The organism is Acinetobacter sp. YH01007, from assembly GCF_013420425.1.
Taxonomy (GTDB): Bacteria; Pseudomonadota; Gammaproteobacteria; order Pseudomonadales; family Moraxellaceae; genus Acinetobacter; species Acinetobacter towneri.
Window position 1 is genome coordinate 17990 of record NZ_VOYC01000011.1, and the last position, 23632, is coordinate 41621.

26 protein-coding genes are annotated in these 23632 nt (G+C 43.3%); 10 read left to right on the forward strand and 16 right to left on the reverse strand.

Annotated features, from left to right (window positions below):
- The first annotated feature begins 113 nt into the window (after window positions 1-113).
- Both rph and FTT74_RS06630 read left to right on the forward strand, forming a co-directional pair.
- Entirely contained in the window at window positions 114-830 is a 717-nt protein-coding gene (gene rph, locus FTT74_RS06625; RefSeq protein WP_004974074.1) for a ribonuclease PH, read from the forward strand.
- A gap of 177 nt (window positions 831-1007) precedes the next feature.
- Window positions 1008-1259 carry a hypothetical protein gene (locus tag FTT74_RS06630; protein ID WP_179988773.1) on the forward strand — a complete coding sequence of 84 codons (252 nt, stop codon included), beginning with the start codon at window positions 1008-1010 and terminating at the stop codon, window positions 1257-1259.
- A gap of 106 nt (window positions 1260-1365) precedes the next feature.
- Here FTT74_RS06630 and nadC read toward each other — a convergent pair whose 3' ends face one another.
- Window positions 1366-2211 (reverse strand): carboxylating nicotinate-nucleotide diphosphorylase, encoded by an 846-nt coding sequence (nadC, locus tag FTT74_RS06635; protein ID WP_004974082.1) that lies wholly within the window; start codon window positions 2209-2211, stop codon window positions 1366-1368.
- Between the two features lie 177 nt (window positions 2212-2388).
- Between nadC and ampD the strand changes: the two genes are divergently transcribed.
- Both ampD and murJ read left to right on the forward strand, forming a co-directional pair.
- On the forward strand, window positions 2389-2988 hold the full coding sequence (ampD, locus tag FTT74_RS06640; protein WP_004974083.1) for a 1,6-anhydro-N-acetylmuramyl-L-alanine amidase AmpD: 600 nt from the start codon (window positions 2389-2391) through the stop codon (window positions 2986-2988).
- A gap of 50 nt (window positions 2989-3038) precedes the next feature.
- Window positions 3039-4589, forward strand: a complete 1551-nt coding sequence (murJ, locus tag FTT74_RS06645; protein WP_171287394.1) for a murein biosynthesis integral membrane protein MurJ — start codon at window positions 3039-3041, stop codon at window positions 4587-4589.
- Between the two features lie 77 nt (window positions 4590-4666).
- On the opposite strand, the gene FTT74_RS06650 is transcribed toward murJ, so the two are convergent.
- The 10 genes from FTT74_RS06650 to FTT74_RS06695 form a co-directional block, all read right to left on the reverse strand.
- Window positions 4667-5356, reverse strand: a complete 690-nt coding sequence (locus FTT74_RS06650; RefSeq protein ID WP_004974089.1) for an FKBP-type peptidyl-prolyl cis-trans isomerase — start codon at window positions 5354-5356, stop codon at window positions 4667-4669.
- A 56-nt stretch (window positions 5357-5412) separates the two neighbouring features.
- Window positions 5413-6117 carry an FKBP-type peptidyl-prolyl cis-trans isomerase gene (locus FTT74_RS06655; RefSeq protein ID WP_136144427.1) on the reverse strand — a complete coding sequence of 235 codons (705 nt, stop codon included), beginning with the start codon at window positions 6115-6117 and terminating at the stop codon, window positions 5413-5415.
- A gap of 238 nt (window positions 6118-6355) precedes the next feature.
- Entirely contained in the window at window positions 6356-7378 is a 1023-nt protein-coding gene (locus FTT74_RS06660) for an NAD(P)-dependent alcohol dehydrogenase (RefSeq protein WP_004974093.1), read from the reverse strand.
- A gap of 74 nt (window positions 7379-7452) precedes the next feature.
- Window positions 7453-8022: a DNA-3-methyladenine glycosylase I gene (locus FTT74_RS06665; protein WP_179988772.1), complete on the reverse strand. Its 570-nt coding sequence runs from the start codon at window positions 8020-8022 to the stop codon at window positions 7453-7455.
- A gap of 52 nt (window positions 8023-8074) precedes the next feature.
- Window positions 8075-8320 (reverse strand): hypothetical protein, encoded by a 246-nt coding sequence (locus FTT74_RS06670; protein WP_104852758.1) that lies wholly within the window; start codon window positions 8318-8320, stop codon window positions 8075-8077.
- A gap of 18 nt (window positions 8321-8338) precedes the next feature.
- Window positions 8339-8878, reverse strand: a complete 540-nt coding sequence (locus FTT74_RS06675; protein WP_179988771.1) for a M23 family metallopeptidase — start codon at window positions 8876-8878, stop codon at window positions 8339-8341.
- Window positions 8879-8938: 60 nt separating this feature from the next.
- Complete coding sequence (gene mutY, locus FTT74_RS06680; protein ID WP_131261235.1) at window positions 8939-9973, reverse strand: A/G-specific adenine glycosylase; 1035 nt, start codon at window positions 9971-9973, stop codon at window positions 8939-8941.
- Window positions 9974-10109: 136 nt separating this feature from the next.
- The gene (locus FTT74_RS06685) at window positions 10110-10472 is read right to left on the reverse strand and encodes an HIT family protein (RefSeq protein ID WP_070155794.1); all 363 of its coding nucleotides are present in this window, start codon (window positions 10470-10472) and stop codon (window positions 10110-10112) included.
- Window positions 10473-10541: 69 nt separating this feature from the next.
- Entirely contained in the window at window positions 10542-11282 is a 741-nt protein-coding gene (locus FTT74_RS06690; RefSeq protein WP_136144130.1) for a dienelactone hydrolase family protein, read from the reverse strand.
- A 207-nt stretch (window positions 11283-11489) separates the two neighbouring features.
- The gene (locus FTT74_RS06695; protein WP_004974108.1) at window positions 11490-11648 is read right to left on the reverse strand and encodes a DUF1328 domain-containing protein; all 159 of its coding nucleotides are present in this window, start codon (window positions 11646-11648) and stop codon (window positions 11490-11492) included.
- Window positions 11649-11839: 191 nt separating this feature from the next.
- On the opposite strand from FTT74_RS06695, the gene FTT74_RS06700 reads away from it, so the two are divergent.
- Both FTT74_RS06700 and FTT74_RS06705 read left to right on the forward strand, forming a co-directional pair.
- Window positions 11840-12292, forward strand: a complete 453-nt coding sequence (locus tag FTT74_RS06700; protein WP_026438343.1) for a YcgN family cysteine cluster protein — start codon at window positions 11840-11842, stop codon at window positions 12290-12292.
- Window positions 12293-12409: 117 nt separating this feature from the next.
- On the forward strand, window positions 12410-13678 hold the full coding sequence (locus FTT74_RS06705; RefSeq protein WP_179988770.1) for a replication-associated recombination protein A: 1269 nt from the start codon (window positions 12410-12412) through the stop codon (window positions 13676-13678).
- A gap of 110 nt (window positions 13679-13788) precedes the next feature.
- On the opposite strand, the gene FTT74_RS06710 is transcribed toward FTT74_RS06705, so the two are convergent.
- The 4 genes from FTT74_RS06710 to dapA form a co-directional block, all read right to left on the reverse strand.
- Complete coding sequence (locus tag FTT74_RS06710; protein WP_179988769.1) at window positions 13789-14001, reverse strand: cold-shock protein; 213 nt, start codon at window positions 13999-14001, stop codon at window positions 13789-13791.
- Window positions 14002-14360: 359 nt separating this feature from the next.
- Entirely contained in the window at window positions 14361-15080 is a 720-nt protein-coding gene (gene purC / locus FTT74_RS06715) for a phosphoribosylaminoimidazolesuccinocarboxamide synthase (RefSeq protein ID WP_004974116.1), read from the reverse strand.
- Between the two features lie 36 nt (window positions 15081-15116).
- The gene (locus FTT74_RS06720; RefSeq protein ID WP_026438344.1) at window positions 15117-15716 is read right to left on the reverse strand and encodes a hypothetical protein; all 600 of its coding nucleotides are present in this window, start codon (window positions 15714-15716) and stop codon (window positions 15117-15119) included.
- Window positions 15717-15730: 14 nt separating this feature from the next.
- Window positions 15731-16630, reverse strand: coding sequence for a 4-hydroxy-tetrahydrodipicolinate synthase (gene dapA, locus FTT74_RS06725; protein WP_131261232.1), 900 nt, complete (start codon window positions 16628-16630; stop codon window positions 15731-15733).
- Between the two features lie 835 nt (window positions 16631-17465).
- Here dapA and mhpT point away from each other — a divergent pair.
- From mhpT to ppk1, 4 genes are all read left to right on the forward strand, one after another.
- Window positions 17466-18692 carry a 3-(3-hydroxy-phenyl)propionate transporter MhpT gene (gene mhpT, locus FTT74_RS06730; RefSeq protein ID WP_179988768.1) on the forward strand — a complete coding sequence of 409 codons (1227 nt, stop codon included), beginning with the start codon at window positions 17466-17468 and terminating at the stop codon, window positions 18690-18692.
- Window positions 18693-18888: 196 nt separating this feature from the next.
- Window positions 18889-19290, forward strand: coding sequence for a hypothetical protein (locus FTT74_RS06735; protein WP_131261230.1), 402 nt, complete (start codon window positions 18889-18891; stop codon window positions 19288-19290).
- Between the two features lie 47 nt (window positions 19291-19337).
- The gene (pncA, locus tag FTT74_RS06740; protein WP_104852749.1) at window positions 19338-19964 is read left to right on the forward strand and encodes a bifunctional nicotinamidase/pyrazinamidase; all 627 of its coding nucleotides are present in this window, start codon (window positions 19338-19340) and stop codon (window positions 19962-19964) included.
- 232 nt (window positions 19965-20196) lie between these two features.
- On the forward strand, window positions 20197-22260 hold the full coding sequence (gene ppk1 / locus FTT74_RS06745) for a polyphosphate kinase 1 (RefSeq protein ID WP_131261229.1): 2064 nt from the start codon (window positions 20197-20199) through the stop codon (window positions 22258-22260).
- A gap of 106 nt (window positions 22261-22366) precedes the next feature.
- On the opposite strand, the gene FTT74_RS06750 is transcribed toward ppk1, so the two are convergent.
- Window positions 22367-23626, reverse strand: a complete 1260-nt coding sequence (locus tag FTT74_RS06750; protein ID WP_004974135.1) for a hypothetical protein — start codon at window positions 23624-23626, stop codon at window positions 22367-22369.
- Window positions 23627-23632: the final 6 nt, after the last annotated feature.

Consider the following 23632-nt stretch of genomic DNA (forward strand, 5'->3'; position numbering starts at 1 on the left):
ATACAGGCAAAATTTACCGAAACAGCACACGTCAAGCTTTGGAAAAGCGACCTGCGCTGTGGCATCTGTTATACTTGCGGGCAATTTATTTGAGCCAAAAATAAGGACACATTATGCGTATTGACCAACGAGCTTTAGATCAATTACGTGAGGTAAAAATTACCCGTAACTATACTCGCTATGCTGAAGGTTCAGTGTTGGTAGAGTTTGGTCATACCAAAGTTTTGTGTACCGCAAGTATTGATAACTCTGTACCGCGCTTTTTAAAAGGGCAGGGACAAGGTTGGGTAACTGCAGAATATGGCATGTTGCCACGTTCAACTCATACCCGTAGTGACCGTGAAGCGGCGCGTGGTAAACAAAGCGGACGTACACAGGAAATTCAGCGCTTAATTGGTCGTAGCTTGCGTGCCATGGTCGATTTGAAGAAACTGGGTGAAAACACCATTACCATTGACTGCGATGTGATTCAGGCCGATGGCGGTACCCGTACTGCAGCCATTACAGGTGCAGCAGTGGCATTGATTGATGCTATGAATGTGTTGCTGGAAAAGAAAAAAATTAAGCATGACCCATTAAAGGGTTTGGTGGCTGCAATTTCTGTGGGCATGTACCAAGACCAAGTGTTATTGGATTTGTGCTATGAAGAAGATTCAAATTGCCAAACTGATTTAAACGTGGTGATGACACAAGCAGGTGAATTTATTGAAATTCAGGGTACTGCTGAAGATAAGCCGTTTAATCGTGTGCAATGTAATGCCATGTTGGAAATGGCAGAAAAAGGTATTCAGGAATTGGTAAAAAAACAGCAGCAAGCTTTAGGTTGGTAAGCTAAGCTTTTTGATGTTTTTCTGCTGTTTAAGAGCGCATCTTCGGATGCGTTTTTTTATGGATGAGATTTAGATTGCGATAGGAAGCGTGAAGCAAAAAGCTACAATATTGCAGGATGGGTTCTTTTAAGATGGAAAACTGTATGCAAAGAGCCTGAATGAAAAGAGGAGGAAAGCATGAAACTATTGATTATTTTAATGTCTGCCATGATGTTGTTTTTAACTGCATGTGATTCACGTACTGAGCGTGAAAATGAAGACAATCGTAGTGTACTCGGTCAAGCTTCTGACAACGACAACGACAACGACAACGACAACGACAACGACAACGACAACGACAACGACAACGACAACGACAACGACAACGACAACGACAACGACAACGACAACGACAACGACAACGACAACGACAACAAGGACGATGATTAAATTCAAAATTGAGGCATAAAAAAAGGAGGCTCATTTGCCTCCTTAAAATCAATTTTTGGAAAAAATTAAGGGTGCAGATTGCACCCTTAATTTTAAAAGTAATCGTTTACGCATTAAAACGCATTGATAAATCCACAGCTTTGACATCTTTGGTTAAAACACCCATCGAAATATAATCTACGCCTGTACTAGCCACTTCACGTAAATTTTCAATGGTGATGTTGCCCGACGCTTCAAGTTTACAACGACCTGCCACATGCTTGACCGCATCAATCATTTGTTGCTGGCTAAAGTTATCCAACATCACAATATCAGCTTTGGCTTCAAGGGCTTGATTTAGTTCATCCCAAGTTTCCACTTCAACTTCTACAGGTTTGCCCGGAGCAATGGCATGTGCTTTGGCAATTGCCTGAGTAATGCCGCCTGCTGCCATAATGTGATTTTCTTTAATCAAAAAGGCATCAAATAAGCCTAAACGATGGTTTTGTCCACCACCGACCGTGACAGCATATTTTTGTGCAATGCGTAAACCCGGTAAGGTTTTACGGGTATCTAGCAGTTTGGTATTTAAGCCTTCAAGTTGTTGCACATAGGCTGCGGTTTTAGTCGCAACAGCAGACAGGGTTTGCACAAAATTCAGCGCAGGGCGTTCTACCGTTAACAGGCTGCGTGCAGAACCTGCCAATTTCAAAAAGGCTTCATTGGCAGCAACGTGGTCGCCATCATTTTTTAACCACGTGACTTGCACATTGGCATCGTATGCTTGAATCAGGGCATTTACCCACGGTTGACCTGCCAAAATCATGTCTTCACGGCTAATAATGGTGGCAGTGGCCTGCTCATCTTCAGGGGTCAATAATGCGGTAATATCACCATCGCCAATATCTTCTTGCAAGGCTTGCTGAATATTGATTTGGATGGATTGTTCAAGCAAAGCTGGAGAGATGCTCATAAGATTTTCCGTGTCGATCTTGCCCATGAAAATTGCGCGTTATATTAACACTGTTCTGCGTCAGGATGTGTTTTTTAGCCACGTTCGGGTGTAATTTAAGATGTTCATTGTCACGCGTTGGCATTAAACTGAAATTTCTGTTCTATTTTTCTATTCTAATGGTTTGGGGATTGCCTTATGCAGCATGTGCCGTCGTTTCAGGTGGTTGAGGGTCAATTACAAGGGGCAAGACAAGTCCCATCTCCGAATTTCAACGCCCGTCCGACAGACCAAGAGATTCAATTGCTGGTCATTCACAATATTAGTTTGCCGCCGTCACAATTTGGTGGTGGTTATATTGAGCAATTTTTTCAGAACCAAATGGATTGGTCGCAGCATCCTTACTTTCAGACCATTCAGGGCCTGCAGGTTTCGGCACATTTGTTGATTTTAAGAACAGGCGAGGTGCTGCAATTTGTTAATTTTGCAGATCGGGCGTGGCATGCGGGGCGTTCTAGTTATTTGGCACAGCCTGAATGTAATGACTATTCAATTGGGATTGAATTAGAGGGCAGTGATGACTTGCCTTTTGAAACAGCGCAATATCAGAGTTTGGTGCAGGTGGTACACAGTTTGCAGCAGGCCTATCCGAGTATTCAACAGCATATTGCAGGACATTCCGATATTGCACCGGGACGTAAAACTGATCCAGGGCCGTATTTTGACTGGCAGTATTTTCGTGAACAGTTATCTCAACTTAAAGCTTCGACATCACAGGAAAAATTGATCAATCAATAACAAAACTTTGTTGATGCTTTGATTACAATAGCGACTAAATTTTTAATTGGGTGGTAACGATGGCGCTTTGGCGATCGACCTTTATTGTCAGTGCAATGACCATGCTGTCACGGGTGCTAGGATTAGTCCGTGATGTGGTATTGCTGAATGTGTTTGGTGCAGGTAAAGATTTCGATACCTTTGTGGTGGCGTTTCGTATCCCCAACTTTTTCAGGCGACTGTTTGCCGAAGGGGCGTTTTCGCAGGCATTTATTCCTGTATTGACCGAATATAAAACCAGCCGCACTCATGCCGAAGTACAAATTTTAATTAGTCGGGTTTTTGGCTGTTTAATGACGGTAATGACAGGGCTAACCTTTACCGCCATGGTGGCTGCGCCTGCGGTGATGTATATCTACGCACCGGGTTTCCATAGCGACCCTGAAAAGTTTGCGCTAGCCACCGATATGTTCCGCCTGACCATTCCTTATTTGTTGTTTATGTCGCTGACGGCATTTGCCAGCAGTATTTTGAACAGCTATGGCTCATTTACCACGCCTGCCTTTGCGCCTGTATTGCTGAATGTGGCGATGATTGCAGGTGCATTATGGCTCACACCGTACATGGCAGAGCCGATTATGGCACTGGGTTGGGCGGTGATTATCGCGGGTGCTTTACAACTTGCGATTCAAATTCCAGAACTATGGCGTAAAAAGCTGCTGATTCCCCCTAAAGTTGATTTCAAGCATGAAGGGGTGGATCGGATTATGAAGCTGATGCTGCCTGCTTTATTTGGGGTATCGGTCACGCAAATTAACCTGCTACTCAACACCATTTGGGCATCTTTTATGCAGGATGGTTCGGTGTCGTGGTTGTATAGTGCGGAACGTATGACAGAGCTACCTTTGGGCTTAATTGGTGTAGCGATTGGGACGGTCATTTTACCGTCACTGTCTGCGCGTCATGCAGAACAAAATATGGATAAATTCCGCGGCATGATGGACTGGGCTGCACGGGTGATTATTTTGGTAGGTGTCCCTGCCAGTATTGCACTGTTTATGTTATCAACGCCTATTATCCAAGCCTTGTTTGAGCGTGGTCAGTTTAGTTTTAAAGATACGCAAATGACCGCTTTGGCCTTGCAATGTATGAGTGCAGGGGTGATTTCATTCATGCTGATTAAAGTCTTTGCACCGGGTTTTTATGCACAGCAAGACACCAAAACACCAGTACGTGTGGGTTTAATGGCTGTGGCTGCCAATGCGATTTTAAACGTGGTGTTTATTGGCTTCTTTAAACTGATTGACTGGCAAGCTGAACACATGGCATTGGCACTGGCATCATCAGGTTCGGCTTTGGTGAATGCAGGCATGTTGTATTTCTATTTGCATCAACGCAAGATTTTCCGTTTTGGTGCGCACTGGAAAAAACTCATGGTGCAGTTTGCAGTGGCAAATGCCGTGATGATTGCTGCGTTGTGGTATGCCTTAACTTGGTATAACGGTGATGTATCACAATGGATGCGTGTGGCAGAAGTCACTGCGCTGTGTGTGGTGGGCGTAGTGGCCTATGGGGTTGGATTGTTGGCAACGGGTTTTAGACCACGTCATTTAAAACCTTAATGAAGCGAAGTTGATCTGAAAAAATACCGCAATTTAAATTGCGGTATTTTTTTGTTTAAAGATGATGCGGCTTTGGATTATTTTACAATTTCTAAAAGTTCCACATCAAAAATAAGCGTGCTGTTTGGCTCAATTGCATCGCCTGAGCCAATTTGACCGTAGGCTAGAGCAGCAGGAATAAAGAAGCGATATTTGGCACCAACTTTCATGAGTTGTAAGCCTTCAGTCCAACCTTGAATGACTTGGCTGACCTGAAATTCTGCAGCTTGATCGCGGGCGATAGAACTGTCAAATACCGTACCATCAATTAAACGACCTTCATAATGGACTTTAACGGTAGAGGTGGCTTTGGGTGATTTGCCCGTACCTGCCTGTAAGACTTGATATTGCAAGCCAGACTTGGTGACTTTGACCCCTGCCTTTTTGGCATTATTGTTTAAAAAGGCTTGCCCAATTTTAGCATTGCTATCGGCTACTTTTTTAAGCTCAATCAGTTGTTTGGCTTCGGCTTGCTTTTTGAATTGAGTCAGCACTCGTGCCATTTCTTCATCGCTTAAACTGGCGGCTTGGTCTTGTGTTGCCATTTTTAAGCCAGCAATGAAGGCTTCGAGATCAATATCTTTTAAGGTTTCCGCATTGCTGCGCCCCATTAAATAACCAAAGCTATAACCGACCTGATCTGCAACAGGACTTTTATTGGTCACGGTTTTGGCAAAACTGCCACTGCTGAGCAGTGCGATACACACAAGGGCAAGGTGTTTTTTCATTCTTTTCGTCCTAAGACCATACAGGAGAGCCAAGCTCTCCTGAAAGGGTGATGTTGTTATTTCACTTCAATCAGTTCAACATCAAAAATTAAGGTGCTGTTGGCAGGAATCATGCCTGGTACACCTTGTTCGCCGTAGCCCAGTTTCGATGGAATATACAGCGTAGCTTTACCGCCTTCCTTCATGAGCTGTAAACCTTCAGTCCAGCCCGGAATGACTTGATTCAGTGGGAATTCAATTGGCTCACCACGTTGTACCGAGCTGTCAAATACTTTGCCATCGACCAGTTTACCCGTGTAGTGCACTTTGACCACAGAGCTTGCCGTTGGCTGTTTGCCTGTGCCTTCTTTAATCACTTGATATTGCAAGCCAGAAGCTGTGGTTTGTACGCCTGCTTTTTTGCCATTTTCAGTTAAGAATGAATCACTGGCTGTTTGTGCAGCTTGCGCTTGAGTGGCTTGTTTTTGTTGCAACTCTTGCTGGAATTGCTCATAGGCTTTTTGTAATTCTTCTTCGGTGTAGGCAGGTTGTTTACGCGCATGACCTTCACGCACACCTGTTACAAAGCTGTTGATGTCTAGCTCTGGTGGGGTTTGATGTGCCACTTCATAACCCAAAGCGTAGCTGATTTTTTCAACCGCAGAAGCATTTGCCGACGCTTTAGAGGTCGCCACTGCTGGGTTTTGAGAGGCATAATAAACAGGAACAAGTGCAGCACCGCCTAAAATTACAGCAATAGCGATGGGTAAGGCTTTACTCATAGGTTTTCTCAAATTCATTTTATAGTTAAAAAAGCAGCATTCATCTTAGCAGACTTTTTCACAGACTTTTCTAGTTTGGCACGTGGCTTTGCAGCCTGTGTCGATTCAACTTTTTAATATATGCTGCTTACGCAGTTTATTCTATAACAGACTGAATATCTAAAACATTTTTTATACATAAATCTTGCCCATCTGAGATGAGCAAGACCGTTAAATTGGGCAAGATTTAACTTAAAAATCAGTCAAAGTCGGCCTTTAACACCACCCGATAGCGTGCCTTGCCCTGATGCAAATGTTCAATTGCCTGATTGATTTGTGACATCGGAAAAACTTCCACCTGTGGGGCAATCTGTTTGCGTGCGGCAAATTGTAGTAATTGACGCAGCGCTGCAGGCGAACCTGTCGATGAACCAGTAACCGATTTTGCACCGCCAATTAAGCTGCCCGCCTTAATTTGCATGGGTTCTAGCGCTACACCTAGCATGTGAATAGTGCCATGTGGTGCAAGCGTACTTAAATAAGCATTCCAGTCCAAGCTTACGTTTACCGTACTTAAAATCAGGTCAAACTTGCCACGCTGGGTTTTAAGGGCAGCAGCATCACGGCTGTTCACTACATGGTCTGCACCCATAGCCAGTAATTCTGCGGTTTTGTCTGGATTGGAACTGAACGCCGTAATTTCACAGCCCCATGCTTTTAATAATTTGATGGCGATATGCCCCAAGCCACCAATACCAATCACCGCAACATGATGTACTGCCTGAATTTGATGTTTCAAGATCGGATCAAATACGGTAATTCCACCACAGAGCAAAGGCCCTGCACTGACAGGATCGACCTCATCGGGTAATGGAATTACCCATTGCCAACCTGCACGGACTTTATCGGCAAAACCACCTGCATGTCCCACAATGGTTGCGGTAGTGCCATTGCTGCACAGCACTTGTTCGCCTGCAATACAGGCATCGCAGTGTTGGCAACTGTCTGCAGTCCAGCCAATGCCTACACGTTGCCCCACGGTTAAGCCTTTGGCCTCACTGCCTAATTGGGTAATCGTGCCAATAATTTCATGTCCTGCCACCACAGGATATACCGAGGAATGCCAGTCATTTTGAATGACTGAAAGATCGGAATGGCATAAGCCACAATATTCGACTTTGACTTCTACCTGATGCGCCTGCAATTCACCCGCATCAAATTGATAGGCTTGCAGGGCTTCACCTGCCTGCATTGCGGCATAGGCTCGAATGGTATTACTCATATTGCACCGTCCTTGTCATCGACTGACTGTATTGATTGGTGATCTTGCTGTTATGGGGTGAGCAGTTTTGAATACTAAAGCTTGGATGTTGTTTTAAAGTTGCAGTGATTTTCATGGTCATTGACCATACCAACGGCCTGCATAAAGGCATAACAGGTAGTTGGCCCTACAAATTTAAACCCTTTTTTCTTTAAGGCTTTAGACATGGCCACACTGGTTGTGGTTTGTGCAGGGGCAAGACGATAGTCAGGCACGTCATTAGAAATTGGCTGCTGTGCGACAAAATCCCAGAGCCATTTCACAACATCTATCTCATCATCTTTTAATTTTTGCCATGCAATTGCGTTGTCACGAATGGCAGTTAATTTGCCAGCATGCCGAATCAGGCCTGCATCTTGTAATTTAAGTGCGATCTCGTCATCACTGAGGGCTGCAATTTCTGCAATGCTGTATTGAAAAAAATGCTGACGATAAGCTTCACGTTTTTTTAGAACAGTAATCCAAGACAAACCTGCTTGTTGACCTTCTAGGCAAAGCATTTCAAACAGATGTGCTTCTGCAAATACAGGTCGTCCCCATTCTAAATCGTGATAGGCCATATAGAGCGGATCATCGGAGCACCAGCCACAGCGTTGTATCGTCATGGGTCATGCTCCTTGTTGAATAGATAGCTGAATAGATGTGAATGGGACGGACTTAAAGCTGAAATGCTGCCCATTGGTCATGTTGGTTATCCCAATAATATAGTTCTGCCTGTTGCAGATCGTGAAAGGAAATCCAGTTGTCTTTACCAACTTTATCTGAATAACCTGTGCTGATGAGCAGGGCATCTTCAGTAATTTCCATGACCCAGCCTTGATGGACTTGTCCTGCCAATACAATTTTTTGTTGATTGCCAGATTCTGCAAATTCCACCAGTCGATTAATCAGGGCTTCAGACATGAAATGTTCCTAACAAAATTAACGTAAATAAGGATAAGGATTGACCGCACCGCGTCCTTTACCATTTAAATAGAGCCCATAATGCAAATGTGCTGCGGTATGTCGGGCATTGCCTGTATTGCCCACATAGCCAATATGTGCCCCAGCTTTGACATAATCGCCAACTTTGAGTCCACGCTTATGTCCATCTAAGTGTGCATAGTAATGCCAAGTGCCTGCAGGCCCTAATATCCAAATTACTTTACCACCTAAGCGATTATCGCGTAAGTCTGCAATTAAACCTTCTGTAGCGCTATACACTTTGCTGCCTTTGGCGGCAAGAATATCAATGCCTTCATGCAAACGTCCGCTACTACGAGATGCACCCCAAGTGTCATTCAACTGATGCGCTTTAATGCCCTGCACAGGAATGGGCAAGCGAGTTTTTAAACTCATTTGATTGAGTTTTTGCACCAAGGCAGGCGGGAGTGGGGTACTGGGACGTTTCGGTGCAGAACTACAGGCCGCAATCAATAAGGTAAAGAGTGACAGGCTTAAAACAGCAATCCATCGAAACATAAGACATCCTTGTAATGGCAGTGAAAGCAAAGATTTCATTCATCACGATGCTTGACTATGTCACAGATTGATTGCCGAGATCAATTTTTTCATGGCCGTCGGAATGCCCAAATCGCTGGCTTGTTGCGGACTATACCAATCTGCATTCAGTTCTATTGCCAAGTGTTCTTGTAGATCAGCATCGACCTGAAAACACAGTGCTTCAAGCTGCCAAGTGAAATGGGTAAAGCTATGTGAAATCTGTGCGCGTTGCTGTACCTGTTTAAGGCTCAAGCTTTGACACAGTTGCTCAAAAGCCTGTGCATCTTCAATAACAGGCAAACACCATAGTCCACCCCAAAGTCCTGTATTGGGACGTTGTTGCCATAACCACTGATCTGCGCATTGCAGTACTAAGACCTGTGCAGATTTAACGGGTACGGCTTTTTTCGGTTTTTTAAAGGGCAATTCCTGCTCTAAACCTTGTTGATGTGCTTTGCAGTGTTGTTGCATTGGGCAATATAAGCACAGTGGTTTTTTGGGGGTACAAATGGTGGCGCCCAAATCCATAATAGCCTGCGTATAGTCGTGATTACGCACTTCGGGGCAGAGCTGTTCTGCCAGTTGCCACATGGCACGTTCATGTACAGGTTTGGATAAATCATCTTCAATAGCAAAAAAACGTGCTAAAACCCGTTTGACGTTGCCATCCATAATGACGCCGTATTGGCGTAAACCCAGCGACATCATGGCACCACCCGTAGAGCGACCAATGCCCGGCAAAGCCATCCACTGTTCGAGCGTACTTGGAAAATGTCCTTGCTGTGCCACAATGGCTGCGGCTTTATGCAAGTTGCGGGCGCGGGCGTAATAGCCTAAACCTGCCCAATACGGTGCAACTTCATCCCAAGTTGCACGTCCTAAATCTTGCACTGTCGGAAAGCGCTGCAAAAAACGCTCAAAATATTGCAATACGGTTTTGACCTGAGTTTGTTGCAGCATGATTTCAGACACCCACACCGCATAGGGATCATCGGCGACTTGCCACGGCAGGTCATGGCGTCCGTGTTGATCGAACCACGTGAGGAGAGCATCGGAAAATGAAAAAGCAGTCATGCGAACCCAGTTTGTAAAGTAGCGGCTTAGTATAGCCAAACTGGCGTGGGAATTACGTGCATAAAAAAAGAAGATGAGCGTGCATCTTCTTCTTTAGGTTTGGTTTCACTTGGTTTGGGATAAAACGAGTCGTGGTTTAAATTTGACCGCTCATACCCCAACGGTTATCCAATTTTAAGGTCTGACCTTCATAGCGTGGAATAATGTGGATGTGTAAATGCTCAGATTTAGCATCAAACACATCGCCATCATTAAAACCCACATGGAAACCTGCAGGTTGATGACGCAATTGCAACTCATTGCGCGCCAATTCTAATAAAGACAATAAACTTTTACGTTCTTTGTCTGTAATGTCAAAAAAAGAGCCGACGTGACGTAGCGGAATGATCACGCAATGTCCTTTAGACAGGGCATTGGGTTCAGGCAAAATTACCCCAAATTCATTTTTTGCCAAAACATCATAATCATCAAAATTGCAATAAGGGCATTGCTCAGTCATTGTTATATCCTCTTCTTTAAAATTTTCTTGGCTTGCGTTGAGTATATGCTGCGTAATGTGAACAGCAGATTAATCTGCTAAACGACGATCCAACACTTCATACATGGCAGCTAAACCTTGTTGCTCTGCCGATGCGTTATAGCCTAAATCGACCCCATTGGCTTTGGCACGTTCATCGGCTTGAGGGTTACTAAAGCCGTGTTTGGCATCTTCAAAAATAATCACTTCATGCTCTACTTGAGCCGCGTGCATTTCTTCACGGAAACTTGCGACGTCGTCTAAAGTCACCATGCTGTCCAGTTCACCATGCAACACCAAAATCTCGGCTTGTACCTGACCTTGTTGTGCAGGGGCTTTCGGGCTGAGGTTGGCGTGGAAGGTCACCACTGCTTTTAATGCTGCGCCAGAACGAGCCAAATCCAGAACGACTTTGCCGCCATAACAGAAACCAATTGCAGCGAGTTTATCGCGATTTACTTCAGGTTGGGCAGCTAAAGTGTCCAAAGCTGCAGACGCACGAGTCACAATTGTGTCAGCATCTGCAAAAGTTTGCATCATCCATTCATTGGCTTGGGCTGCGGTGGTGGTGACTTTTTTATCGCCATACATATCAATCGCTAAGGCTGCAAAACCATGTTCAGCCAATTCACGCGCGCGTTGTTCGGTGTATTCGTTACGTCCCCACCATTCAGGTGCGACAATCACCCCCGCGACAGCTTGTGCTGTTTCTGGTGCAGCAAAATAACCGATCAGTTTGCTGCCATCTGCAGCCGTATATTCAATTTCGCGAGTTTTGATTGCTAAAGCCATGCCTTATTCCTTATCGTTTTCAATGCCATGATTAAAGCATAATAATATGGCACGCATTTTTAAAAACAGGGTAAATACTGCCTATAAATGTGAGAAAATATTTTTAAAATAGCCAAATTGGCATTTGTTGCGTAAAAAGCGGACATAAAAAAAGAAGGAAAAATCCTTCTTTTTTATCTGATTTTTAGGAATTTATAGACGAGGTCACTAGATTTTTCCGCGAGAGAGGAAACCAACAATTGCCAAAATCACAGCAATCACCAATAAAATAATGGCAAAGTCTTTGGATAAACCTGCGACACCACCAAAACCAAGTAAACTCGCGATTAACGCAATCACTGCGAAGATTATAGCCCAACGAAACATAATTGTTCTCCATGTGTTTTTATAGCTTCTGAATTTAGTATAGGGAGCTGAACGCAGCACACTGTTTTGTTTTTGTGTATTAAATGTTCAGTTGTTTGAGTTAAGTGTTTGATTCATTTAAAGACTAAACAAAAGCAACAAGTTGAAACAAGGCTGTTATAATGACGCAGTTTTGTTATTTTCTGTGCGCTATGTCTGATCAATTACGACCTGAATTTTGGAAAAACTATCCGCTGAATGCCTTAAATACTGCGGAATGGGAAGCCTTGTGCGATGGTTGCGGTTTATGCTGTTTGGTCAAACTAGAAGATGAGGACACGCAAGAAGTGGCCTATACCAAAGTGGCGTGCAAGTTACTGGACTGTAACACAGCACGTTGTTCAGATTATGCCAATCGCTTTGACTTTGTGCCCGATTGCATTCAACTTTCCCCCGAAAAACTAGAAAAAATTCACTGGTTGCCGCCAAGTTGTGCCTATCGTCGTTTAAAACAGGGCAAAAATTTGCCATCTTGGCATTACTTAAATACGGGCTCACGCCAAAGTGTGATTAAAGCCAAAAAATCTGCGGCAGGGCGTTGTATTTCAGAACTGGATGTTGCAGAAGAAGATATCGAAGATTATGTGGTGCGTTGGGTGCGTTAATTCATACTGCAGAATAAACTTTGAATCGTGTTTTAGCGATAAATCGGTACGATTAGAAATACTCCAAAGCTTGAGATCATAGTAGACTAGGTTGAAGTCAAGTATAGAAATAACAAGATGTCAGAGAGTCATATTCCACTGCCTGAGCGTTTGCGTCCACGCGATTTATCGCAAATTATTGGTCAAGATCATCTTTTAGGTGAGCAAGCGCCGTTACGCCAAATGATTGATCAGGGGCATTTGCCTTCAATTATTTTCTGGGGGCCACCAGGGGTGGGGAAAACCACCATCGCTTTGCTGTTGGCGCAGGCGGTAGATCGTCCTTTTATCAGCCTTTCTGCCTTGAATACTGGGGTCAAAGAGCTGCGTGAAATTATTGCCGAAGGCGGCGATTTGCTCACACCAGTGGTGTTTATTGATGAAATTCATCGCTTTAATAAGTCGCAGCAAGATGCCTTATTAAATGCGGTGGAAAAGGGCAAAATCACCTTAATTGGTGCGACCACTGAAAATCCATCTTTTGAAGTCAATAGTGCGCTGCTTTCACGTTGTCAGGTCTATACCTTAAAGGCTTTAGATGCCGATTCGATTCAGACTTTGCTTACTCAAGCCATTCAGCAAGATCAATTCTTAAAAGACCGTTATATTCAGATTGAAGAATTTGATGCTCTGATTCAGTTTGCTGCAGGTGATGCACGCAAGGCTTTAAACCTACTGGACTTGGTGGCAAGCACCTTTGAACCCGAGGTGGAAAATATCATCACCAACGCGATTGTGGTCAAGGTTGCGCAACAAAACATTGCCCGTTATGACAAGTCAGGCGAGCAACATTATGATTTGGTATCGGCTTTTATTAAGTCAATTCGTGGCAGTGACCCCGATGCTGCATTGTATTGGATGGCGCGCATGCTCAAAGGCGGTGAAGACCCGAGCTTTATTGCGCGTCGCATGTTGATTGCTGCTTCGGAAGATATTGGCAATTCAAATCCGAATGCCTTGTTATTGGCAGGCGAGTGTTTCCGCTCGGTACAAGTGCTGGGTATGCCCGAAGCGCGGATTATTTTAGGACAATGTGCAGTATATTTGGCAACCAGTGCCAAAAGTAACAGTACTTATTTGGCAATTAATAAAGCCATGGATTTGGCTGAAAAAACCGCCAACTTACCTGTGCCACTGCATTTACGCAATGCACCAACCAAGCTGATGAAAGAACAGGGTTACGGGGTAGATTATTTGTATCCACACAATTACCCAGAGCATTTTGTGCTGCAGGAATATATGCCACCTGAATTGAAAGGCACTAAACTGTATGAGTCAGCACGTAATAAGCGTGAGGTTGAAGGCGAGCGTTTACAGCAACGTCGCTGGCAGCAAAATCAGTCATAAGCTATTTAGTGCAGCTGATAAAAATAATTGGCATAAAAAAAGCTCAAGCATACACTTGAGCTTTTTTGCATTGGTTTACAGACATCAAAGAGGTGTCTGTAAGCAAAGACTTAAAGCGGTTTGATGTTTACAGCGTTCGGGCCTTTTTGACCTTGAGTTACGCTGAATTCAACTTGTTGACCTTCATGTAAAGTCTTGAAGCCTGAGTGTGCAATTTCGCTGAAGTGTGCAAACACATCTGGACCAGATTCTGGTTGAATAAAACCAAAACCTTTAGTTTCGTTAAACCACTTTACCGTGCCTTTCATTGTCGGATTTGACATAGGGAAATATCCTGCTGAATTTTAATATGTTGCAATCTAAAAAAGATTTGGAATAACTGGGAAAAAGATGCGACTTAAAATCTGAACAAACGAAGGATTACAAAATAAAACTACGGACTTAGACGATTAAAACGAACTTCATATTTTTCTAGTATGACAACAAGCATACACGGAATTGCAGAATACACAATTTAAATTCAGATAAATTTAAAAATAGGCAGACAGACTGGGCATTGTGGATGGGGCGATTTTTTCAAAGATTTGGTTTGTAAACCCTGTTTGGTCTACAGCAAAATACAAAAAACCGAGCAATGTTGCTCGGTTTTGGGAATTCAGCTTTTAAAATTGAAAAGCTTGAATTAGATATTGTCTAAGTCGATGCCTAAACGTGCAGCAACTTCTTCATAAGCTTCAACCACACCGCCTAAACCTTGACGGAAACGGTCTTTGTCGAGTTTCTTCTTGGTGTCTTTGTCCCATAAACGGCAACCGTCTGGAGAGAACTCATCACCCAACACAATACGGTCGTGGAATACACCAAACTCAAGTTTGAAGTCGACCAAAATCATGTTACCTGCATCAAACAATGCTTTTAATACATCGTTGACTTGGTAAGTTAATTCTTTCATTTTTGCCAATTGTTCAGCATTGGCCCAACCTAAAGCAATCGCTTGAGATTCGTTTACCATTGGGTCGCCAAGAGCGTCATCTTTAAAGAACAATTCAAATGTAGGTGGGGTCAGTTCTTTACCTTCTTCTACACCTAAACGACGGCAGAGTGAACCTGCAGCGTAGTTACGAATAACGCACTCTACAGGAATCATGTCTAACTTTTTCACCAATACTTCGTTTGGTGTAAGTAGTTTTTCAAAGTGAGTTTCGATACCCGCTTCAGCCAATTTTTCCATGATAAAGGCGTTAAAACGGTTGTTCACCTTACCTTTACGATCTAGTTGTTCGATTTTTTCGCCATTGAACGCAGAGGCATCATCACGAAAGACTAAAATCAGGTGGTCTGCACTGTCTGTGGTATAAACAGATTTTGCTTTACCAGTATAGAGCAAGGTTTGTTTTAACATGAGGGAACCTTTTTCAAAAAAAAATGCCTAGTACGGCTAGGCTGGCCAATTTTGGTAAATCTGGGCCAACAGATCTGCAGCTTTTTCTTGATCTGCAAAGCTGTTATCGGCATTGAATACAGCTAGGTTGTTGCTCGAACCGACAGAGGTCAATCTTAAGACATAAATCTGTTGATCGACCTTAATGGTTGCCTCGTAACGGTTCTTACTTTGACCAACAATGCTGTAATTCAGACTGCTGAGGGTGGCAAGTGTGTATTGCCAAATTGTAGCAGAATTTCCATCAATTTTGAGCAACGGATTTTGGTTTCCGTCAACTACGGGTTGAGGACGTCCAATTTGCGTACTGTCTTGAACTGTGTTGCTGCTGGCTTGCATGGCTTCAGGACGTGGCATCGCAAAACGGTTGCCACGTGCATTTTCAAGCTTAGGTGCATTTGCCGTTGCTAAAGGGTCAACGCTTGGTGCAGGATACAACGGTGTTGCAGGTCGAACCACAGAACCTTCTGGATATTGAAGTGGTGCTAAAGTAGCGGCGTCTTTATAGTCCAATGAACCATTATTGATGGCAAGAGAACTACAACCAGCCAAACTCAATACTGAAAGTGCGGCGATAAAACCAAAACGTAATTGCATCATACTAAGCTCTTTTATTGAATGACACCCGCAGCCTGAAGGGCTTCGCGTAACGGTGCACGATATTGTTCTGCAAGCGGAGTTAATGGCAGGCGAATTCCTGTACCAATTAATCCCATTTCATGAAGTGCCCATTTCACAGGAATTGGGTTCGATTCACAAAATAGAATATTGTGTAAATTTGCAATCGCACTGTTTTGTTGCTCTGCACCTGCAGCATCACCTGCGATTGCAGCCGCGCAAACTTGGCTCATGGCTTTTGGTGCAACATTGGCAGTTACAGAAATATTGCCTTTTGCACCGTGCAGCATCAATTGATATGCCGTAGCGTCATCGCCTGAATACACCACCATGTTTTTGCCTGTTAAGCCAGCCAATAATTGCTGACCACGTGGCACATCGCCCGTTGCATCTTTTACGCCCACAATATTTGGGATGTCTGCAAGACGGATGACCGTTTCATTTGACATATCTACACCAGTACGACCCGGTACATTATATAAAATGATAGGTAAATCAACTGCTTCTGCAATTGCTTTATAGTGCTGGTATAAACCTTCCTGAGTTGGCTTATTATAATAAGGCGTTACCAATAAGGCCGCATCTGCGCCCAATTGTTGTGCTTCTTTGGTCAGTTCGATGGCTTCATGCGTTGAGTTTGCACCAGTACCAGCAATGACAGGAATACGCTTATTTGCGACGCGAATAATTTCTGCGATCACTTTGGTGTGCTCTTCCATACTTAAGGTCGATGCTTCACCAGTTGTACCTACAGCAACAATACTGTTGGTACCTTGTTCTATGTGCCACTCAACGAGCTTCTCGAGACCTTTCCAATCTACGCTGCCATCTTCTAACATTGGGGTGACAATTGCGACAATTGAGCCTTGAATGGTCTGTGCTTGCTGAGTCATTTTTTAAAAAGATCCTATTTTTCCATCCACAGAGGTGTAGAAAAGGTAGATGTGGATGGTTGCAGTATTTTGATTTGGGTCAAAATTCAATCAAATTGATTAAATAATGCTTAGCCAAATTATGACTGATTCAGTGTGTCAGAACAATATGCTTTCGTCAAAGCAATCATAAACTTTGTTTAATTTAGTATTTTAGGATCAGCAGCTTGTTGTTCAAAATAAAAAAATAATAACCATCTCCTTTGTACCCAAATTTTCATTGGTATGGCGCAACGGTATCAGCGTTTTTTTAGCCACATGAGCAAGAACAAAGCGCTGCTTTGTTTGCTGCGCAAGGGGGCGAGCATATTTTTTGCTGCTATTGCGTTATGTGCCAGTCATTTAGAATGACTAAATTTCCTGTCTCATGCCTTATATCAGCTAAAAAATATGTATCGCCGCAAACATAGACAAATTGTCAACAGACCCTAGATATTTATATAAAAAAACGCTCAATTCAGAGCTTATAGCTCTTATATCTGAGTGTTTTAATCGGGATATTTTGATTTTTGATTCTTAAGAATAATAGCTTTTAAGTCTACCTATGTTGTCGCTGACTTCTTAAATGGTGAGAAATCTTGCGCTGAATTTACTGCTTTAAGCGGGAAAATAGCGTGTAATTTGCCAGATTTATTGTTTTTTTCGCTATGTTTTTTTCTACATGCTGCGCAACACGTTTGCGCTGATCTGAAAAAATTCACTTTGGTCTAACACTTATTGATAGCTATTGCTGCAGTTTAAAACTGCGCAAGATGCAGGCTTTCACATGGCTATCTAATTCTAGTAGAGGGACCCAATGGATAGATCAACACAACATAGCGATCCGCGGCATGCGGTTATTACCGTCGCGATCTGCTTTTTAATTGCAGTGATTGAAGGTCTGGATATTCAGGCAGCAGGTATTGCTGCGGCAGGTATCCGTGAGCATTTTGGTTTAGACAGCTCGCAGCTTGGGGTATTTTTTAGTGCGGGTATTTTAGGTTTATTGCCAGGTGCTTTGGTTGGCGGACGTTTTGCAGACCGTATTGGTCGTAAAAAAGTATTAATCTGGTCTACAGCAGTCTTTGCTTTATTTACCTTATGTACGGTGTGGGTGAATAGCTTTGAAAGCCTATTGGCGGTGCGCTTCTTGGCAGGTGCGGGTTTAGGGGCAGCCATGCCAATTTTAATTACTTTGGCATCTGAAGCTGTTTCGCCACAAAACCGTGGTCGTGCTGTGGGCTTGATGTATTGTGGTATGCCTGTGGGTGCAGCCATTTTATCTTTAATTGCCAGTACAGATTTTGGCTCAAACTGGAAAAACATTTTCTATTTGGGTGGTTTGCTGCCATTTATTGTCATTCCATTGATGATGTGGTTATTGCCAGAATCACGTGAATTCTTAAAAGCACAAGCGGCAGGTAAAGATGTCACAGCACAAAATGCTGCGCCAAAAGCATCTTTTAAAGATTTGTTTAATTCACAAAACTTATTGCGCACCTTATTTATTTGGGTGAGTTACTTCTTTACCTTGATGGTGGTTTACATCATGTTGAGCTGGTTACCATCTTTATTTATGGAATTAGGTTTCTCGCGTAAAGAAGGCAGTACTGCACAGTTCTATTTCATGGTGAGTGCGACAGTCGGTACTGTAATTTTGGGTATGCTGACCGACCGTTGGAAAAAAGCCTACGTGATTTTATTGATGTATGGTGGTATTTTGGCAGGTTTATTTGCTCTAAATGCAGCGGGTTCACTCATGCAAATGTATATGGCTTCAGCTTTGGTCGGTGCTTTTGTGATTGGCTGTCAGGGCGTGTTATATGCTTTTGGTAGTATTGTCTACCCAACCGAAGTACGTGGTACTGGGGTCGGTGTTGCCTCTGCTGTTGGTCGTGTAGGCGCAATGCTTGGCCCTGCTATTGCAGGTCAGTTGTTGGCAGCAGGCTTTGGTGCGGCTGGGGTTATTTCAGCAGCCATTCCATGTATTATTATTTCAGCCATTTTCATGTTGTTATTGGTACGTCGTATTCAAACTGTTTAAAAGGATGAGAACAGTTGAAAGACCAAATAGCCTGCACCTGCAGGCTATTTTTTTGTATGTTGATCGCTGATTTTTGAGAGAAAATGCTCGAATGAAGTGTGACAAGTACTGTCGCAAAGCTGCCTGTTCTACTGGGTGGCAATGACGCAAGCAGGGTATAATAAGTCCTAAAAAACAGTAAATATAAGAGTATCATTTGAAGCAGAAAAAATTGATTGCAGAATTTCAGTTGGATCAACAGCAGTTTTCGCTGTATCTGATTGAATATGAATTTATTTTAGAACTGAAACGCCATTTTCGAGCAACACGGACTTCTCCAAAACAAAACGCGTGGCTGGCATTTGCCGATCAAGCTACTTATGAAGATGTCAACGCAGGTATTGATGCCTTTCAGGTGATGCGTTTAACCCGACAGCATTTGGTCAATTATTTAACTCGGCATCCACTGCCTTATTTTTATTTTCATGCCGCGACTGCACGCAAAGCCAAAATCTATCCACGTTTTGTACGGCAATTATTGTTACAGCTACCGAACTATCAACATTGTGCCGAAAACGATTCTTTTTATTTTTATCAAAGCGATACAACTCAGACTTAAATTTCAGCTATGCTAAGGGTAGCGTTTAAGATGGGAAAGGAAACAGCATGCAGCAGCTGAATAATGCCTTGATTGTGGTTGATGTGCAAAATGGTTTTTGTCCAGGAGGTAATTTGGCGGTTGCAAATGCCGATCAAATTATTCCCTGCATTAATGCGTTGGGACGTGTGTTTCAGAACATTGTGATCACCCAAGACTGGCATCCTGCAACGCATGTGTCCTTTGCTGCCAACCATGCAGGCAAACAGGACTATGAGCAGATTCAGCTCAGTTATGGCGAGCAAGTGTTGTGGCCTGTGCATTGTGTGCAAGGCACAGCTGATGCTGAATTACACCCAGATCTAGATTTGCCTACAGCACAATTGATTATACGCAAAGGTTTTCACGAGCAAATAGACAGTTATTCTGCCTTTATGGAAGCAGACCGCAAAACCACCACAGGCTTGGCGGCCTATTTAAAAGCCCGTGAAATTGATACGGTTTATATTGTGGGCATTGCCACCGACTTTTGTGTGGCGTGGACGGCAATAGATGCCTGTGAGTTGGGTTTTAGCACCTATGTGATTGAAGATGCCACCAAAGCGATTGATTTAAATGGCTCTTTAGAACAAGCATGGCAACAGATGTTGGCACAAGGAGTACAGCGAGTACAAAGTCAGCACTTACTTGGCTAAAACTAGATAACGAACTGGCCGCGAAAGGGAAGGGCGAAATCTTCCTTTTTTCTATAAAAATAGATTAAATGTAAAATAAAATAAATAAAAATCAATTTTTTACATATACTCAATTTTGACGAAATGTTCTGCGATTGATTGTGGGTGTAACATGATTGTCATAATCTCTACCTACCATGCCTTGCACAGAGGCGAAATAAGCAGACTGTCTTAAAAACAGCATAGAGAAGATATGGAACACTTTCAGCATTCATCTGATACTTATTTTAATCGTGAACTCTCTTTAATTGAGTTTAACCGTCGGGTCTTGGCGCAAGCTTTAGACCCAGAGTTACCTATTTTAGAGCGACTCAATTTTTTAATTATTTTTTCACGTAATTTAGATGAGTTTTTTGAAATTCGCGTTGCAGGTTTAATGAAGCAACTCGATTTGAATGCCATTACCCGTACCCCAGATGCCATTCCGACTGAACAGGTCTTGGTAGAACTGTCTGATAAAGTGCATCAGGCGGTGAAGCAGCAATACGACACTTTAAATTATGCCATTTTGCCGCAGCTGCAAAGTTTAGGGATTCACTTTATTCAATACCATGACATTGTGGATAAACATAAAGCGTGGATTGCCGATTATTTTGCCCGTCAGGTACAGCCTGTTTTAACGCCAATTAGCCTAGACCCATCGCATCCATTTCCGCGTTTGGTCAATAAAAGTCTGAACTTTATTGTCAGTTTACAAGGCAAAGATGCTTTTGGACGTGAAATTGAAATGGCGATTGTGCCTGCGCCACGCTCTTTGCCACGTTTAATCAATTTGCCAAAAGAAGTGGCAGGTAGTGCGACTGAACATATTTTCTTGACTGCGATTATTCAGCAGCATATCAATGATCTGTTCCCAGGCATGAAAGCCACAGGTTGCTATGCGTTTCGAGTGACCCGCAATGCCGACCTGATTTTGGCCGAAGATGTCGATGATTTGGCAGTTGCCTTAAAAGATGAATTATCGTCACGTCGTTTTGGGCGTGCGGTACGTTTAGAAATTGAAGATGATTGCCCGCAAGATATTATTGATTATTTGCTCAGAGAGTTTGATTTAGATGAGCAGCAATTATATCGGATTAGCGGGCCGATTAACCTGTCGCGTCTGACCAGTAGTTTTGACCGACCTGAATTGAAATATCCACCTTTTGCACCTGTGATTCCAAAAATATTTCGGAAGCAAAAACCGATGTTTGAGATTCTGAAAAAGCAGGATGTGTTGCTACATCACCCATTTGACTCTTTTCAGCCGGTGATTAATTTACTCAAAGAAGCGGCGAAAGACCCAAATGTGTTGGCGATTAAGCAAACGCTGTATCGTAGTGGCCCAGATTCTGAAATTGTGCAGGTACTTGCAGAAGCCGCACGTAATGGCAAAGAAGTCACTGCCGTGATCGAGCTACGCGCACGTTTTGATGAAGAATCCAACATTATGGTCGCCAACGTCTTGCAAGAGGCAGGCGCAGTGGTGGTGTATGGCATTGTCGGCTATAAAACCCATGCCAAAATGATTTTGATTGTGCGTCGTGAGCAAGATCAGTTGGTGCGCTATGTACATTTGGGTACAGGCAACTATCATGCGGGCAATGCACGTATGTACACCGACTATGGTTTGATGACCACACATCCTGATATTTGTGAAGATGTGCATCGGGTGTTTCAGGAACTCACAGGCATGGGCAGATCGGCAAAATTAAAAAACTTGCTGCATGCACCATTTACCTTGCACAGTGAATTGCTCAAACTGATTGAACAAGAAATCGGGTTTGCACAAGCAGGCAAAGCTGCCCGAATTATCATTAAAGTCAATGCATTGACTGAGCCTGAGTTAATTACGGCTTTGTACCGTGCTTCGCAGGCAGGGGTACAGGTCGATTTAATTATCCGCTCGATTTGTTGTTTGATTCCAAAAGTGAAAGGTATGTCTGAGCGTATTCATGTCCGTTCGATTGTGGGACGCTTTTTGGAGCATACCCGCGTGTATTATTTTGAGCATGGTGGTGCAAAAAAATTGTACTGCGCCAGCGCAGACTGGATGGGGCGCAACTTATTTTCACGGGTGGAAACTTGCTTCCCTATTTTGGATGAGAAAATTAAACAGCGTATTGTAGAAGATGGCTTGCTGAGTTATTTGCATGACAATCAAAATGCGTGGGAGCTACAAGCCAATGGCGAATGGCAGAAAGCTGCTGTGGTGGGGCAGGCTGCTGTACACAATGCGCAAATGTATTTGGTCGAGCAGAAGCAGTTGAATGTGTAAATTGGGCTGCAGTAAATGGATGTGATCTAGCATCTGTGAGTATAAAAAACCTGAGTATGTGTGCATACTCAGGTTTTTATGCTTTTAAGGCATCTCATGGATTATTTTAAGAAGCTCTTGAATGTTTGCCTTTTAGAATTTCAGTTCGCAGGCTTTGCGCCAACTCAGCCGATTGGCTGTCCATGCCATTAACCATAAAGGCATGGCGCATCAGCACATTGGTCGGATTTGGCATACTCACTAATTCATAATGCGTAGACAGTTCATCTAGTAATTCATTCGGTAAATGCACTGCATTTTCACGAGCAGATAATTGATGCACCAAACGCTCTGCTGCCTGCACTGCAGATAACTGCATGGCTTCGACTGCGGTTGATAAACCACTGCGAGTTTGCAACACAAAACGCTTTTCTTCACGATAACGCTTATACAGCACTTCAGACAATAACTGGAACACCGTGCCAATCATGGCCATACAGGCTGCTGCATTTGGTGTATTGGCTGCAATACTGAGTGTTGCGCCATCTTCATGGAATGGTTGTACTGTTTGAATGTCGGAACGGTTTAACTTGTAGTGTTGTACGCACAGTTCAATGCTTTTGTTCAGGAAAATCTGACATAAGCTAAAATAAGGCACAGACACACTTTGCGTGACCGTGTCTAATAATTGTTTCGGGTCATAAAACTGAATATTCAGCGCAATGTTGTTTTGCTCTTGGCTTTGCTCAATGGCTTTGTTTGCTTTAGGCGACATCACAGGTTTAGGCTGTTGCTGTGCCTGCGCAAGTGCCAAAGCCGTTTGATGTTTTTCTTGTTCAAGGGCTTGCGTCAATAATTGTAATTCGTGTTTAAGGCGAGATTCATTATTAATGCGTGCTAAATATTCACTACGACTTGGACGGGCAATCGCGCGATAAGCCAACCATAACAAGCCATGAACCAATAATGATAAAAGTGTCGCTAACCATTGGGTACGCAGAATTTCACCAATACTTGGCTGAATTAAGGTAATTTCAATGCTGCCGACTTTCTTTTCATTGATGATTGCATCGCGGACAAAGACTTCACCTTCACGGGTACGTGACTGTCCACCTGTCGCCAAGACCTGATTTTGCGCATCTAAAATACGAATAGAAGCAATGCTTGGATTGGTGGCATAACGATTCACCAATAATGCCAGTGATACTGTATTGGCAGGTTCCAGCTCAGAAAGGCTGTCTGTGACCAGTTGGCTGGTCATTAACTGCCCCTGATTGGCGCGGTTTTCATTTAATTGGTGTGTTGTTGCAAGCACCAATAAAAAGGTGTGAAAAGCAAAACTTACAATCAATAGGCTAGCAAATAGCCCTTGTCTAGGCGCATTCAAGGTAAA

Excerpts from the sequence above, each read along its gene's own strand:
- rph (WP_004974074.1), top strand. The coding sequence starts at position 114 with ATGCGTATTGACCAACGAGCTTTAGATCAATTACGTGAGGTAAAAATT.
- FTT74_RS06630 (WP_179988773.1), top strand. The coding sequence starts at position 1,008 with ATGAAACTATTGATTATTTTAATGTCTGCCATGATGTTGTTTTTAACT.
- nadC (WP_004974082.1), bottom strand. The coding sequence starts at position 2,211 with ATGAGCATCTCTCCAGCTTTGCTTGAACAATCCATCCAAATCAATATT.
- ampD (WP_004974083.1), top strand. The coding sequence starts at position 2,389 with ATGCAGCATGTGCCGTCGTTTCAGGTGGTTGAGGGTCAATTACAAGGG.
- FTT74_RS06650 (WP_004974089.1), bottom strand. The coding sequence starts at position 5,356 with ATGAAAAAACACCTTGCCCTTGTGTGTATCGCACTGCTCAGCAGTGGC.
- FTT74_RS06655 (WP_136144427.1), bottom strand. The coding sequence starts at position 6,117 with ATGAGTAAAGCCTTACCCATCGCTATTGCTGTAATTTTAGGCGGTGCT.
- FTT74_RS06660 (WP_004974093.1), bottom strand. The coding sequence starts at position 7,378 with ATGAGTAATACCATTCGAGCCTATGCCGCAATGCAGGCAGGTGAAGCC.
- FTT74_RS06665 (WP_179988772.1), bottom strand. The coding sequence starts at position 8,022 with ATGACGATACAACGCTGTGGCTGGTGCTCCGATGATCCGCTCTATATG.
- FTT74_RS06670 (WP_104852758.1), bottom strand. The coding sequence starts at position 8,320 with ATGTCTGAAGCCCTGATTAATCGACTGGTGGAATTTGCAGAATCTGGC.
- FTT74_RS06675 (WP_179988771.1), bottom strand. The coding sequence starts at position 8,878 with ATGTTTCGATGGATTGCTGTTTTAAGCCTGTCACTCTTTACCTTATTG.
- mutY (WP_131261235.1), bottom strand. The coding sequence starts at position 9,973 with ATGACTGCTTTTTCATTTTCCGATGCTCTCCTCACGTGGTTCGATCAA.
- FTT74_RS06685 (WP_070155794.1), bottom strand. The coding sequence starts at position 10,472 with ATGACTGAGCAATGCCCTTATTGCAATTTTGATGATTATGATGTTTTG.
- FTT74_RS06690 (WP_136144130.1), bottom strand. The coding sequence starts at position 11,282 with ATGGCTTTAGCAATCAAAACTCGCGAAATTGAATATACGGCTGCAGAT.
- FTT74_RS06695 (WP_004974108.1), bottom strand. The coding sequence starts at position 11,648 with ATGTTTCGTTGGGCTATAATCTTCGCAGTGATTGCGTTAATCGCGAGT.
- FTT74_RS06700 (WP_026438343.1), top strand. The coding sequence starts at position 11,840 with ATGTCTGATCAATTACGACCTGAATTTTGGAAAAACTATCCGCTGAAT.
- FTT74_RS06705 (WP_179988770.1), top strand. The coding sequence starts at position 12,410 with ATGTCAGAGAGTCATATTCCACTGCCTGAGCGTTTGCGTCCACGCGAT.
- FTT74_RS06710 (WP_179988769.1), bottom strand. The coding sequence starts at position 14,001 with ATGTCAAATCCGACAATGAAAGGCACGGTAAAGTGGTTTAACGAAACT.
- purC (WP_004974116.1), bottom strand. The coding sequence starts at position 15,080 with ATGTTAAAACAAACCTTGCTCTATACTGGTAAAGCAAAATCTGTTTAT.
- FTT74_RS06720 (WP_026438344.1), bottom strand. The coding sequence starts at position 15,716 with ATGCAATTACGTTTTGGTTTTATCGCCGCACTTTCAGTATTGAGTTTG.
- dapA (WP_131261232.1), bottom strand. The coding sequence starts at position 16,630 with ATGACTCAGCAAGCACAGACCATTCAAGGCTCAATTGTCGCAATTGTC.
- mhpT (WP_179988768.1), top strand. The coding sequence starts at position 17,466 with ATGGATAGATCAACACAACATAGCGATCCGCGGCATGCGGTTATTACC.
- pncA (WP_104852749.1), top strand. The coding sequence starts at position 19,338 with ATGCAGCAGCTGAATAATGCCTTGATTGTGGTTGATGTGCAAAATGGT.
- ppk1 (WP_131261229.1), top strand. The coding sequence starts at position 20,197 with ATGGAACACTTTCAGCATTCATCTGATACTTATTTTAATCGTGAACTC.